This window comes from Nonomuraea insulae, assembly GCF_042656245.1.
On record NZ_JBHSPA010000031.1, the window covers coordinates 130,192 to 143,660 of the forward strand.

General features: G+C 68.6%; 9 protein-coding genes and 1 pseudogene. 3 read left to right on the forward strand and 7 right to left on the reverse strand.

Going from position 1 to position 13,469, the window contains the following annotated elements:
- Positions 1-121: 121 nt before the first annotated feature.
- Positions 122-1,408, reverse strand: coding sequence for a Na+/H+ antiporter NhaA (gene nhaA / locus ACFPZ3_RS27890; RefSeq protein ID WP_379517201.1), 1,287 nt, complete (start codon positions 1,406-1,408; stop codon positions 122-124).
- Positions 1,409-1,596: 188 nt separating this feature from the next.
- Between nhaA and ACFPZ3_RS27895 the strand changes: the two genes are divergently transcribed.
- Positions 1,597-3,918: an arylsulfatase gene (locus ACFPZ3_RS27895; protein WP_379517202.1), complete on the forward strand. Its 2,322-nt coding sequence runs from the start codon at positions 1,597-1,599 to the stop codon at positions 3,916-3,918.
- 278 nt (positions 3,919-4,196) lie between these two features.
- Here ACFPZ3_RS27895 and ACFPZ3_RS27900 read toward each other — a convergent pair whose 3' ends face one another.
- Genes ACFPZ3_RS27900 through ACFPZ3_RS27910 form a run of 3 tightly spaced genes read right to left on the reverse strand, consistent with a single transcriptional unit; the run spans position 4,197 to position 6,300 of the window.
- The gene (locus ACFPZ3_RS27900; protein WP_379517203.1) at positions 4,197-4,472 is read right to left on the reverse strand and encodes a nucleoside hydrolase; all 276 of its coding nucleotides are present in this window, start codon (positions 4,470-4,472) and stop codon (positions 4,197-4,199) included.
- Positions 4,473-4,513: 41 nt separating this feature from the next.
- Positions 4,514-5,119: a VC0807 family protein gene (locus tag ACFPZ3_RS27905; RefSeq protein ID WP_379517204.1), complete on the reverse strand. Its 606-nt coding sequence runs from the start codon at positions 5,117-5,119 to the stop codon at positions 4,514-4,516.
- Complete coding sequence (locus tag ACFPZ3_RS27910) at positions 5,116-6,300, reverse strand: alpha/beta hydrolase family protein (protein ID WP_379517205.1); 1,185 nt, start codon at positions 6,298-6,300, stop codon at positions 5,116-5,118. The genes ACFPZ3_RS27905 and ACFPZ3_RS27910 overlap by 4 nt, the downstream gene beginning before the upstream one ends.
- A gap of 84 nt (positions 6,301-6,384) precedes the next feature.
- On the opposite strand from ACFPZ3_RS27910, the gene ACFPZ3_RS27915 reads away from it, so the two are divergent.
- Positions 6,385-6,945 carry a TetR/AcrR family transcriptional regulator gene (locus tag ACFPZ3_RS27915; protein WP_379517206.1) on the forward strand — a complete coding sequence of 187 codons (561 nt, stop codon included), beginning with the start codon at positions 6,385-6,387 and terminating at the stop codon, positions 6,943-6,945.
- Positions 6,946-6,981: 36 nt separating this feature from the next.
- On the opposite strand, the gene ACFPZ3_RS27920 is transcribed toward ACFPZ3_RS27915, so the two are convergent.
- Together ACFPZ3_RS27920 and ACFPZ3_RS27925 are read right to left on the reverse strand one after the other, a co-directional pair.
- Positions 6,982-7,191: a substrate-binding domain-containing protein gene (locus tag ACFPZ3_RS27920; protein ID WP_379517207.1), complete on the reverse strand. Its 210-nt coding sequence runs from the start codon at positions 7,189-7,191 to the stop codon at positions 6,982-6,984.
- Between the two features lie 103 nt (positions 7,192-7,294).
- Positions 7,295-7,639: pseudogene (locus ACFPZ3_RS27925) on the reverse strand (LacI family DNA-binding transcriptional regulator); the annotation flags it as partial.
- A 203-nt stretch (positions 7,640-7,842) separates the two neighbouring features.
- Here ACFPZ3_RS27925 and ACFPZ3_RS27930 point away from each other — a divergent pair.
- Complete coding sequence (locus ACFPZ3_RS27930) at positions 7,843-11,874, forward strand: glycosyl hydrolase 115 family protein (protein WP_379517208.1); 4,032 nt, start codon at positions 7,843-7,845, stop codon at positions 11,872-11,874.
- A 112-nt stretch (positions 11,875-11,986) separates the two neighbouring features.
- Here the strand turns inward: ACFPZ3_RS27930 and ACFPZ3_RS27935 are convergent, their stop codons facing one another.
- Positions 11,987-13,408 carry a WGR domain-containing protein gene (locus tag ACFPZ3_RS27935; RefSeq protein ID WP_379517209.1) on the reverse strand — a complete coding sequence of 474 codons (1,422 nt, stop codon included), beginning with the start codon at positions 13,406-13,408 and terminating at the stop codon, positions 11,987-11,989.
- Between the last annotated feature and the right edge of the window lie 61 nt (positions 13,409-13,469).

The following is a 13,469-nucleotide window of genomic DNA, read 5'->3' on the forward strand; positions in this document are numbered from 1 at the left end:
ACGCTATGAGCACCGTCCAGGCCGATCGGTCGAAACTTCATTCTTGACGATGGACCGCGGGTTCGTGCGTCGTCAGGTGGCCCGGTGAGGCGTGCGTACAGGACGGCTCGCTGTGGGGCGGCTAGGGAGACTGGTAGAGGTCCGGGATGCCGTCGTGATCGGAGTCGGCGGTCTCGGCCTCGTGAATGCGCTGGTAGAGGCGGGCACGCAGCCGCAGGATCACCGTGGCCAGCAGCGCCGCCGCCAGTGAGCCGGCCAGGACGGCGACCTTGACCTGATCCGCGCCGGACGCGCCGAACGCCAGGTCCCCGATCAGCAGCGACACGGTGAACCCGATGCCGGCCAGGATGGCCAGCCCGGCCATGTCGACCCAGGCCAGCCCCTCGTCCAGGGTGGCGCGGGTGAAACGGGCCACCAGCCAGGTCGCGGTCAGGATGCCGAGCGGCTTGCCGATCAGCAGCCCCGCCACGATGCCCGCCGCGACCGGCTCCGTCAGCGTCTCGGACAGACCGCTCAGCCCGCCCAGCGCGACACCGGCGGAGAAGAAGGCGAAGACGGGAACGGCGAATGCCGCGGAGAACGGCCGGAACCGATGCTCGAAGTGCTCGGCCAGCCCCGAGCCGCCCGCACGTGTCCCCGGCAGGACGGGGACGGTCAGAGCCAGCAGCACCCCGGCCACGGTGGCGTGCACGCCCGAGGCGTGCACCAGCGCCCAGGTGACGAAGGCCAGCGGCAACAGCAGCCACCACGAGCGCACCCGCCGCCGCACCAGCACCGCGAAGACGCCCAGCGGCACCAGCGCCGCCAGCAGCGGCAGCACCGCGAGCTGCGAGGTGTAGAAGACGGCGATGATGACGATGGCGATCAGGTCGTCCACCACCGCCAAGGTCAGCAGGAAGGTACGCAGCGCGTCGGGCAGGGACCGGCCGATCACCGCCAGCACCGCCAGCGCGAAGGCGATGTCGGTGGCGGTGGGGATCGCCCATCCCCTGGCGACCCCGTCGCCGCCGGTGACCACCAGGTACACCAGGGCGGGCATCACGACCCCGCCGATCGCCGCGGCCACCGGCACCGCCGCCCGCCGCGGGTCGCGCAGGTCACCGGCGACGAACTCCCGCTTGAGCTCCAGCCCGGCCACGAAGAAGAAGATCGCGAGCAGCCCGTCCGCGGCCCAGGTGGCCAGGTCGAGGTTCAGATGCAGCGCGGCGGGCCCGATCTCGGTCGCGCGCAGATCCTGGTACGTCGGCGCCCACGGAGAGTTGGCCCAGATCAGCGCGGCGAGCGCGGCGACGAGCAACAATGCCCCGCCGATGGTCTCCTTACGCAGGATGTCGGCGATACGGCGGGCTTCTGGCCACGTGCTCCTGTCGAGCAGGCGTGGTGTACGTCGCACAGTGGGGCCGGGCATGGAACTCCGCTCGTCACAGGGGTCGGGTCGCTCACTCGCCGACCAGACTTCCCGGCACACCTGTCAACAACGTATCAAGACGCGCAAAGTACCGCTCCGGCGGGCTTGAACATTCGTTGAGTGAACGCCGCGTTGCACTCGATCGCACCTGGGGGATCCAGTCGTGAGGTGCCGATGCGGAGGAACACGTGAACCGGACATTCAACGGCGTGATCAATCTCGACGTTCGCGACTCCACTCCGGACTGGGAGCCCTTTCTGCCTCCGCGAGCGCGCGAAGGGTCGCCCAACGTGCTCTACATCGTCTGGGACGACACCGGCATCGCGAGCTGGGACACCTTCGGCGGCCTGGTGAAAACGCCGAACATGACCCGGCTGGCGAACCTGGGCCTGCGTTACAGCAACTGGCACACCACCGCGCTCTGCTCACCGACCCGTTCCAGCCTGCTGACCGGCCGTAACGCCCACAGCAACGGCATGGCCTGCATCGTGGAGGGGGCCAACGGGTTTCCCGGTCTCAGCGCGGTGATCCCACCGGAGAACGGCACCCTCGCCGAAATACTGGTCGAGCACGGCTATTCGACTCTGGGTATCGGCAAGTGGCATCTCACGCCGGAGACCGAGTCGAGCATGGCCAGTTCGCGCAGAACCTGGCCGACAAGCCGCGGTTTCGAGCGCTACTACGGCTACCTGGGCGGTGAGACCAACCAGTGGTTTCCCGATCTGACGTATGACCAGCACTTCATCGAACAGCCGTACTCCCCTGAGGACGGATACCACCTGTCCAGGGATTTGGCCGATCGCGCGATCGAGTTCGTCCGTGACATCCGCCAGGTGGATCCGGACAAGCCGTGGTTCTGCTACTTCGCGCCCGGCGCCACCCACGCCCCTCACCACGCGCCCAGGGAATGGATCGAGAAATACAAGGGCGTCTTCGACATGGGCTACGAGCGCTACCGCGAGGTCGTCCTCGAGCGCATGAAAGAGCATGGGGTCGTGCCGGCGGACACCCGGCTCTCGCCGATCAACCCATGGCCCGTGAGCGATGTCATCGTCCCCGGCGACCACGTCAAGCCGTGGGACTCGCTCACCGAGGACGAGCGCCGCCTGTTCTGCAGGATGGCCGAAGTGTTCGCCGCGTTCTGCGCCTACACCGACCACCAGATCGGCAGACTCCTGGATTATCTCGAGGAGTCCGGACAGCTGGACAACACCATCGTGGTCGTCGTCTCCGACAACGGCGCCAGCGGTGAAGGGTCGCCTGACGGTTCGGTCAACGAGAACAAGTTCTTCAACGGCTGGCCGGAGGATGCCGCGGAGAACCTGGCCAAGCTGGACAAGCTCGGCGGGCCGGACGCCTACAACCACTATCCGACGGGCTGGGCGTGGGCCTTCAACACGCCGTACAAGATGTTCAAGCGCTACACCCTCGAAGGCGGCATCGCCGACCCACTGATCATCAGCTGGCCCAAGCAGATGAAGGACGTCGGCGGCCAGGTGCGGGACCAGTATCACCACGCGATCGACATCGTGCCCACCGTGCTCGAACTCGTGGGCATCGAACCGCCCCAGCAGATAAAAGGGCATACCCAGTCGCCGATGCACGGCACGTCGATGGCCTACAGCTTCAGCGACGCGCACGCCCCGAGCACACGCATCACCCAGTATTACGCGATGCTCGGCACCCGAGCTCTCTACCACGACGGGTGGAAGGTCGTGGCCCGCCACGGAGCGCTCAACGGCAAGGGTGACTTCATGGCCGACGAGTGGGAGCTCTATCACGTGGACGAGGATCGAGCCGAAACTTGTGATCTGTCGGCCGAACATCCGGACAGGGTCCGTCAACTGGTGGGGCTCTGGTTCGCGGAGGCTGGAGCCAACGGCGCGTTCCCGCTGGACGACAGAACGCCGCGCGAACAACTCGCCCTGGAGCGTCCGCTGCCCGCCAAGCCACGCGATGTCTATGTCTACTACCCGGGCACGGCCGATGTGCCCGAGGGTGTGGCGGTCAATGTCCGCAACCGGTCCTTCTCGATCAAGGCCGAGCTGGACGTCGACTCCCCTGAAGGTGTGATCTTCGCGCAGGGTTCGAGGTTCGGTGGGCACGCTCTGTTCATCAAGAACGGCGCGCTGCGTTATTGCTACAACTTTCTCGGTGTCGAAGAGCAGGGCTTCGTGTCCGACGAGCCGCTTCCCACGGGTTCCATCACCGTCGGCGTGGAATTCGCGAAGGAAGGCGAAGAGCCGGAAGGGGTGGCGCGCGGCAGACTGCGCCTGTTCGTCGGGGATCAGGCCGTCGTGGAAGGCACGATGCGCACCCAGCCCGGCAAATTCGCGCTCGCGGGTGAGGGTTTGTGCGTGGGACGCGACTCCGCCGATCCCGTGAGCAGCGACTATACGGCACCGTTTCCGTTCTCGGGTGGAACGATCAAGAAGGTGACCGTCAGCGTCAGCGGTGCGCACTATGTCGACCACGACCTCGAGGGAATGGCCATGCTCGCCCGCGAATAGCCTGCGGCGAACGGCCCTCAGTTCCGCACCACCGTGTCCAGGAACAGCCTGCGGTAGCGGGCGGCGTCCCCAGACCGTCAGGCTCGGCGACCGCGCACACCGCGCCCGCGTCACCGAGCAGTCCGTCGCCGGCCACGCGCGGGTCCATGCCGCAGATGGCGATCTGGTGGCGCAGCAGCCGCCCCGCCAGCCGGCTGCCCGGCTCCTCGTGCCCGGTCAGCGCCTCGCAGGTGGCCGCGTCGACGGAGACGTTGAGAAGACGTCCAGCGCGATGTTGGTCAGCGGCGCCAGCCCGACCAGCACGACGGGCTCGGCCGCGCCGAGCACGGTGTCCCTGAGCAGTTCCAGGGCGGGCTCGGCCGCACGCCGTCCCCCGCGCCCACCGGTACGTCCGGCGCCCCGGCGGCGTCCAGCACCTTCAGCGTGTTGGCCACGACCTGGTCGAGCCCGGCGTTGCCCGCCACGCAGCTCACCGCGCGCAGCCGCAGGTCCGGATGGCGCACGGCGAACAGGAGGGCCAGCGCGTCGTCCACATCCAGAATCAGGTCTTTCATCCCATTCCTTTCTTGACGTCGATATCGGGGGGCGCCGCCCGTCAGGCGGTCGCGGCCAGTTCGCCGCGCTTGCCGTACCACGCGCTCCAGGCACCGGCCAGGCCGAGCGTGCCCAGCAGCAGGACGGTGGACAGGCCCGTCGTCACGTCGATGGGCAGCAGGTACACCAGCGGGATGCGGACCAGGGATTCGGCCAGCAGGGCGCCGGCCCAGACGAAGGTCATGACCAGGTAGATGTGGCGGAAGGCGGGGTTGTGGGCGTACAGGACGTCCCAGCGGGCGGCGGTGGCCTCGTCCTCGGCGCCGAAGCGCTTGGCGATGCCGAAGGCGGCGGGCTTGCCGGCCACGCAGGTGCCGATGAGCACCACGGCCAGGACCCCGGTGGTGAGCGACTTGACCGCCAGCAGCAACCGCTCGTCGCCGGACACGAACGACAGGGCCAGGCCCAGGGCGAAGACCAGGCCGGTGCAGGCGGCGAAGCCGTCCAGGCGCCGGTCCTTGATCGCCACCCAGGCCACGCGGGCGACGCCGACGGCGGTGGCCACCAGCAGCGCGGTGCCCTCCGCCACGTCCGCCAGGCGCAGGAGGTAGTAGGCGGCGACGACGGGGACCACGTCGAGCAACATGATGGGCAGAAACTTCTTCATCGGAATGTCCTTTCCAGCCAGTCGGCGATGCGGGCGAGGGCGAGCTTCTGCGCGCCCGATTGGCAGTGCGCGTCGGCGCCTTCCGCCGCGCTGAACTCGATCAGGGTTCTGTCGCAGGTCAGGTGCTCGTACAGGGCTTCGGGCTGGCCCTGGAAGGCGAAGTCTTCCGGCGCGGAGCACACCAGCGTCGGGCAGGAGATGCGCTCGGCGACACCGTCGCGCAGGTGGTAGTCCAGCATCTTCAGCGCGTATCCGGCCGGGGTGGCGCCGGTCACCCAGGTGCCGTGGCCGAAGGCCCAGCGGGCGACCGGGTTGTGCGCCATCATGGCGCCGATGACCGTGTCGGCCTCGGGATGTCGCAGGGCCGCGCGGGCCGCTATGTGGTCGCCGCCCAGGTGCGCGGCGATCGCCGCGCCCATGTCGTAGACGCCGTCGAAGGCGATCAGCGCCTTCACGCGCGGCTCGAACGCCGCCGCGCGTGGCGCGAGCAACCCGCCCATGCTGACGCCGAGCAACGCCACCTGCTCAGGATCGATGTCGTACGGCGCGGCGGCCAGCCAGTCCAGCACCGGGCTGACGACGTGCTCCCAGTCGGGGCGGAGAAGCAGGCCCGCGCGCATCGCCGCGGGCTGGCCGGGGCCGTCGAAGACCAGGACGTTGAAGCCGCGCTCGTGCAGGGCAGCGGCGGCGAAGAAGTGCATCTCCTCGGCGCTGCCGTCGAAGCCGTTGTGCATGACCACGGTCGCGCCCCGGGTGCCGCGGTAGAAGTAGCCGCTGAGCGTGGCCGGCCCGTAGGGGATCTGGACCGGCTCGATGTGCTCCACGAGCTTGACGTACTCGCCGAAGCAGGCGACCTGGCGGCTGTAGGCCGCGTCGATGCGCGGGTCGTCCGGAGTGCCGTGCAGGAAGAACTCGGCGGAGCGGTAGTAGTTCGACGCCCGCAGGTAGCCGTCCCTGGCGCTGACATGGTGGCCGCCGGCCAGCGCCGCCTCCGCTTCTGCCGTGACCCGGTCCGCCGTGGCCAGCCACTCGTCGTGCCAGCTGTCGTAGTCGCCCTCGGTGATGCGCTGCGCGGTCACGACCACCTCGCCGAAGTCGGCGCCGCCGTAGGCGATGTGGCCGAACGAGCGCAGCGTCTCGTACCAGAAGGTCAGGTCCTTCTCGAAGATCAACGGTTTCATCAGAACCACCTAACGCGAATTTATTCGCTTCAACATAGGCCAGGCCTGCATCTAATGCAAGTGACTTCGCGTTAATATGGCTCCATGCAACCCGCACGACGCCCAGGAGGCCGCACGGCCCGAGTCCGCGCGCAGGTCCACGCAGCGGTGCTCGAACTGCTGAAAGAGGAAACCTGGGACGACCTCAGCATCCCGCTGGTCGCCGAACGCTCCGGGGTGCACCAGGCAACCATCTACCGGCGCTGGGGCTCCCTGAGCGCACTGGTGGACGACATGGTCACCGACTGGCTCACGACCGACTCGCCGATACCCGACACCGGCACCCTCCGCGGTGACCTGAGGGGCTACGCGGCGAAGATCGCCGAGGACCTGGCCTCACCCATGGGCGTGCTCTACGTCCGGGCGGCGATGGTCGGCTCGAAGGGGCCCGAGGGTGAGACGTACCTGATGGAGCGGGCCGTGCACCTCAACGCCATGTTCGAGCGCGCCGCGGCGCGAGGTGAGCGGCCGCCGAGCCTGCTGGAGCTGCTGGAGGTGGTGATCGCGCCGCTGTACTACCACCTGATCTTCTTCAACCGGCCGGTCGGGGTCGAGCACGCACACATGCTGGTGGACCGGCTACTGAGCCTTCCCGGGGAAACCTAGGCGCGGTCCTCGGGCACGGCAGGAATGCTGTGCCGCTCAGGCGCGGCGTTCCGCCGGGCCGGATGACTCGCGCAGCACCAGCTCGGTAGGCAGGCGGATCACCTCACCCTCGCGGTGTGACCGTGCGGCGAGCTGCTCGATCAGGAGCTCCACCGCGAGTCGGCCGGCGTGCGAGCCGGGCCCGGCCAGGGTGCTCAACGAGGGATGGACGAAGTCGGCGGCGAAGATGTCGTCGAACCCGATCACGCTGATGTCGGCCGGGACCCGGACACCGCGCGCTTCGGCCCCGGCGCTCGTCGCGCAGGACGTCGTCGTCGAGCCGGCTGGAGGCCAGCACGAACCCGTCCACGCCGGCGGCCAGGCCGCGAATCTGGTTCTCCTCGATGCGCCGGGACTCCTCGGCGTTGACGATCACCAGAGTGACGTCCGACGCCTTCGCGCGCTGCTCCGCGCCGCGGATCAGCTCGAAGAAGTGGGGATTGGTGATGTCGGAGAGCACCATGGCGATGGTGCGGTGGCGTAGACCCGGAAGAGCGCGGTTCTGCGGTCTGTGCTGGTAGCCGAGCTGTGCGGCGGCAGCGACGATCCGCTGTCGCGTCGCTTCGTTGACCCGGCCGGGCTTGTTGAACGCCCGGGAGACCGTCGACGCGGCCACGCCGGCAGCCTGCGCGACGTCGAAGATGGTGGGCTCCACGTACGCGTCTAGCCACGATTATGGAAATTCTGGCAACCCCTTGCAGAAGTTGTCGCCTCGTACCTACGTTGCGATCATGCCAGCCACACGATGACGTGTCGGACGAGAAGCGCGAGGGGTGTCGTAACCCGGGCAAAGAGGTCGAGATGTGCAGCACGACGAGCACAATTTCGCGGGGTCGGGCCAGGCGGTGGTCCGCGGCTGTGACGACCGGCGCTCTGCTGCTGGCCGCGTCGCTGACATCGGTGGGGGCGACGCCGGCGCAGGCGTCATCGACCGGCTTCACCATCTTCAACGGTCACACGACCGCGCCGATCCTGATCGACCCGTCCTACGGCGGCGATCACGCCGACCGGGACTACGCGCAGGTGCGCCGCGCGGTCCAGGACCTGCGTCAGGATGTCGCCATGGTGACCGGGGCGATCGATCCCACCGCGGTGCAGAGCCTGTTCGCCGACGACGAGCCGGCCAAGGAAGCGCGGCTGGCGAAGGCCGACCAGCGCAAACTGCCGGCCCTGCTGACTGAGGCCGCGGGCCGGAAGACCGCGATCATCGTCGGCCAGATCGGCCAGAGCCGGCTGATCGACGAGATCGTCGGAGCCGGCAAGTTCGACGAGGCCGCCGGGATCGAGGGCGCGTGGGAGGCGTACGCGACCAAGACCATCAAGAACCCGGTCCCCGGGGTCGACAACGCGCTGGTGATCGCGGGCAGCGATGCCCGCGGGACGATCTACGGGATCTACTCGATCTCCGAGGAGATCGGCGTCTCGCCGTGGTACTGGTACAGCGACGTGCCGGTCAAGCCGCGCGGCGACATCGAGGTCAAAGGCAGGACCCGGGTCGACGACGGGCCGGACGTCAAGTACCGCGGGATCTTCGTCAACGACGAGGAACGCACCATCGCGTGGGCGAAGAAGAAGTTACCCACCGGCAACGGCACGCCTGATGTCAACTACTACCGGCACGTCTATGAGCTGATGCTGCGGCTCAGGCTGAACACGCTGTGGCCGGCGATGCACCTGGCCTCGAGGGCGTTCAACGCGGTCACCGACACCGGGACGTACGACCAGGGGACACCGATCAACGCCCGCGAGGCGGCGGCGTTCGGCGTGGTCGCATCCTCCTCTCACGCGGAGCTGATGCTGCGCAACAACGAGGGCGAGTGGCGGCAGTGGTACGACCGCAACAAGGACGCGCTCGACATCAAGGGCCCGGACGCCGTGGCGGCCTTCAACTATTCGATCAACAAGCCCGCGATCCTGGAGTACTGGCGCCAGCGGGTGGTCGCCAACGCCGGCTTCGAGAACATCCTTGCCCTGGGCATCCGCGGTGTACACGACAGCGATCCGGTGTTCACGCCCGGTAACCCGTACGGATTCAAGGACAAGATCGAGATGCTGGCCGACGTCATCCGCGAGCAGCGCAAGCTGATCGCGGAGGTCTACGGCAGCGTCGACGCCGTGCCGCAGGTGTTCATCCCCTACAAGGAGATGAACGATCTCTACAACGCCGGGCTGAAGGACCACATCCCCGGCGACGTGACCCTGATGTGGGCCGAGGACAACCAGGGCTATCTGCGCCAGGTGCCCACGCGGACCGAAGCCGCCCGATCCGGCGGGAACGGCGTCTACTACCACATCTCCTACTGGGGCGAGCCGAAGAGCTACCTGTGGCTGAACTCGACGCCGATGTCCTTGATGGTGCAGCAGTTACGCCGGGCGTGGAACTCCGCCGCGGGACGCTACTGGATCCTCAATGTCGGGGACATCAAGCCCGGTGAGATCAAGCTCGACCTGTTCGCCAAGCTCGCGTGGGACGTTCAGGGCTATGACGACACGAACATCGGGAGCAGGTTCCTCACCGAGCACGTGCAGCGAGACTTCCGGCTGAAGGGCGACGACGCCGCCGTGGCCGCCGACGCGCTGGAAAGGTTCGACGCGCTCGAGAACACCAAGCGCGCCGAGTTCTGGGGCGAGATCAACTCCTCCAACGCGAGCTCGGGAAGGATCCACAACGGCCAGGTCTTCCCGTTCAGCGCCACCTCGGACGGGGATGAGCTCCAGCGCTACATCAACGAGTCCAATGAGCTGGTGGCGATCCTCAAGGGTGTCTCCGCGAAGCTCGACCCGCGCTATCGCTCCGCGTTCTATCAGCAGGTGCTCCACCGGGTCCTGTCCTACCGCAACATGGCGGAGCAGCTCGGCTACTACTGGAAGAACCAGCTGGCTGCCGCCCAAGGCCGTTACGCCAGCGCGGGAAGCTACGAGCTGCTCTCGAAGCAGGCCCGTGAGCGCATCCTCACCGACGAGGACTACTGGAACACGATCAGCGACGGCAAGTGGGACCACGCCATCGGTCACAGCCATCCCGAAGGCTTCCCGAACGAGGGCACCGTCATGCTGACCAACGACCGGTATGCCCGGTTGGCCACACCGACCGACGCGGTGGGCGCCGCCGCCGAGGGGAGCAAGGAGCCCGGCAGCGGCACGCTGAGGTTCAACTCGGCCGCGCCAGACGACAAACGGTTCTTCGACGTGTTCTCCCGGGACGACGTGGCCGGCCCGCAGGAGTGGGTCGCCGAGACGGACGCCCGGTGGATCACCCTTTCCCGGCGCTCGGGCACGACCGCGACGGAGCAACGGGTCACGGTGACGGTCGCCAGGAACCACCCGGCCGCGACGGGGACGATCCGGGTCTACAACGCCGTCCACGGCGCCAAGTCCGGCGACCCGGTCGCGACGTTCACGGTCGACGCGCAGCGGGCAGCCGTGGATCTGCGCCGTACCGCCGAGCCGTCGCACCTGGAGGCCAACGGATACGTGGCCCTCGAGGCCGAGCACTTCTCCAAGAACGTGCCCGGCGCCGACGGGAGCAAGTGGGCCCCCCTTCAGGGCGTGGGCCAGCGCGGGGCGTCGATGGGCGGCTTCCCGGAGATCGCGCCCCGGGTCGACTCCGGCTTCGAGACGACCGCCCGCCTGACCTACCGGGTCTACTTCACCTCCACCGGGAGGTTCACCGGGACCTTCTACCGGATTCCGACGCTGAACGAGGGCACGGAGGACGACGGCACCCCGCGAACCGCGCGCACCGCGATCGGGCTCGACGACCAGGCCCCCAGCCTGCTGCGCGGCAACTCTGTCGCCGGTACGAGCACCAGCGCCTGGGGATTCAACATCATGCATGGAATCGAACCCCTGAACTTCACCATCGACGTGACCACACCCGGCTGGCACGACCTGGTGGTCTACCGCTCGGACGCGGCGATCCTCTTCGACCGGATCATCATCGAGACCCGCGCCGACGCGGCCGGTGACGGCCTGGTCGGCCCGCCCGAGAGCCCGAACAACATCGCCGCACCCCAGCGGGCCACCGTGGCGCCTCACCCTGACACGATGCCGAGGCTCCGCCGGCTGCCCGCGATCCGGACGTCGGTGGGTGAGAAGAGCACGGTCGAGGGTGTGCGGGACGTGGTGGCCGCGGAGTCCGACAACGAGAGCGCCGTGTCGGTCGCGGTGGAGAACGGTCAGGTGCGGGTCACCGGGCGCCGGGTCGGAACGGCCGAGGTCTCCATCACCGCCGGTGGTGAGGCCTGGGTGGCGCCTGTCACGGTGGGCGGCGCCGCGGGGGCGCCGGTCGGCCCCTATCTGGAGCGGGACGGTTCGGTCGTCTTCGACGCGGCCGACGCCTTGGAGAAGAGCGCTTTCGCCAACGCGGCCGACAGCAACAACGGGACGCACGGCTGGGCGCTGGCTCGTAACGGTCTCCAGGTCGTCCCGCCGGCCGACGCCGGCGCGAAGGCGCAGTGGCTGGCGACCTCGGCGGCCCAGGCCGAGGCGTTGTTCAAGGCCGGCCCGACGGAGAAGGTCAACGGGAGCACCGCGGCAGGGTCACCACCGCGGCTCGACTTCACCGTCGACATCGGGACCGGTGGCACCTACTACCTGTTCGTCAACACGAGCAACCCGAACGCCGACGCCGACTCCTACCACGTGACCGTCGACGGGCAGTGGAGATACCAGTCGAGCAAGTCCGGGCCGGAGACCGGGTTCGAGACCTGGTACGGCAGCACGGGCGTCGCCGCGGCCGCGTTGGCGCTCGGGCCGGGTGAGCACACGATCTCGCTGGCGCCTCGTGAGGCCGGGCTGGTGCTCAACCAGATCGCCTTGACCACGGACGACACACCCGGCCTCACCGGCTTCCAAACCCCCAGCGACCGGGGAGCGAGCACGTCATGACGCCTGGCATGCCGTGTGTCAACGCGCCCTGGAGACCCTACGGACCTGACCCCATCCGGTTCCATGTCCAGGCCGGCCCACCTGGCAGACGTGTGCGGGTGCGCAGAGGCCGTCAGAGCAGGCGCCGGATGTTTCCGTACGCGCGGTAGAAGCCCCCGCGCCCGGCCGAGCGCAGGCCCTCCACGATGTACTGTGCGCCCGCCTCCCTGACATCCTTGGGGAACTGCACGTTCCACGACTCGTAGCCGGGGCTGACCACGCGGACCCGCAGCCGTTCGCCTTCCCTGACGCACTCGACGACCACTCCGTCGCCCGCGTCCGCGCCGGCCGAGACGGTCTCCACCACGACCGAGGGCTCGACCACCTCCAGGGAGGCCGCCGCCTTGACATCGAACGGCTGCGGCACGGTGCCCGCGCGGGCCGCGGCGATGGCCGCCTCGCTCGCGTCGATGCAGACCAGCGAGCCGTCGGTGGTGACGATGTACAGGCGGTCGTCGAGGAACTGCATGGAGAAGGCGGATCCGCAGCCGGTGCCGAGCTTCCACAGCCGCTCGCCCGAGGCGTCGAAGCAGTAGACCGAGGAGTGGTTGTCGCCCGCGAAAACGTGCCGGCCGCCCGGCGAGGTGGCGCAGGAGTAGACGGCGCCGTCGCACTGGTAGACGGCCTCGCCCCGGCCGTCGCCCTTGGCCAGGCGGTGTACGGTGCGGCGGCCGGTGCCGGCGTAGACGGAGTGCTCCTCCTGCCAGCCGAACAGCACCTGGTCCGCCACCGAGCTCTCCCAGACGACCCTGCCGTCGGCGGCGTCGTAACGGGCGACGCCGTTCGAGTGGCCGTGGTAGACGGCGTCCTCGTCGCACCTGACCATCCACGCGGAGGTGCCGGTGCCGGGGCGCGCCCACTGGAACTCATCCTCGTAGTCGATCGTGGTGACCCGGCCGGCCCTGTCGGAGACGCCGAGCACGCCGTCGTGGATGTCGAGCCAGTAGATGTCCACGTCGGCGGCGATCTCGTACGCGGCCCTCGGCACCTTTCCGCTCAGGTCGTACACGCGGCCGTCGTCGCAGCCGGCGTAGATCCAGAAGTCGTCGGCCACGATGCACTTGACGCCGTCGGGCAGCCGGAAGCGCCCGGTCACGGTGCCGGAGTGGGTGACGGTGTAGACGTCGCCGCGCTGGTTGCCGACCCAGCAGCGCTCCTCGTCCACGAAGATGCCGAACGCGGCGTCGCCGGTGTCGAAGCGCCACAGGACGGGCGCCTGCCTGGCGGTCGAGCGAGTGCTGGCGATGGCCCTGCGGGTGACGGCCCGGCGCTGACGCACCCCGCGGACGGCCGGGGCGTAGCCCTTGCGGGCCTTCTCACCGATCTTCTTGGCCGCCGCCGCCTGGGCCTTGGCCTCGGTGGGGAAGCCGGCGACCTTCGTCTGACCGGCTTCCCCGATGCGACCGTAGGTGATCGTGACCTGCGTGCCCACCACGGTCACCTCGTAGAACTTGTGCGATCCGCCGCCGTCCTCGGACAACTCGAGGTAGGTCATGTCCGTACATCTCCTGTTTGCCGGGCTTGATCAATTGCTCGGGAGACTAGAGGACGGCGGC

Excerpts from the sequence above, each read along its gene's own strand:
- nhaA (WP_379517201.1), bottom strand. The coding sequence starts at position 1,408 with ATGCCCGGCCCCACTGTGCGACGTACACCACGCCTGCTCGACAGGAGC.
- ACFPZ3_RS27905 (WP_379517204.1), bottom strand. The coding sequence starts at position 5,119 with ATGAAGAAGTTTCTGCCCATCATGTTGCTCGACGTGGTCCCCGTCGTC.
- ACFPZ3_RS27900 (WP_379517203.1), bottom strand. The coding sequence starts at position 4,472 with ATGAAAGACCTGATTCTGGATGTGGACGACGCGCTGGCCCTCCTGTTC.
- ACFPZ3_RS27915 (WP_379517206.1), top strand. The coding sequence starts at position 6,385 with ATGCAACCCGCACGACGCCCAGGAGGCCGCACGGCCCGAGTCCGCGCG.
- ACFPZ3_RS27935 (WP_379517209.1), bottom strand. The coding sequence starts at position 13,408 with ATGACCTACCTCGAGTTGTCCGAGGACGGCGGCGGATCGCACAAGTTC.
- ACFPZ3_RS27910 (WP_379517205.1), bottom strand. The coding sequence starts at position 6,300 with ATGAAACCGTTGATCTTCGAGAAGGACCTGACCTTCTGGTACGAGACG.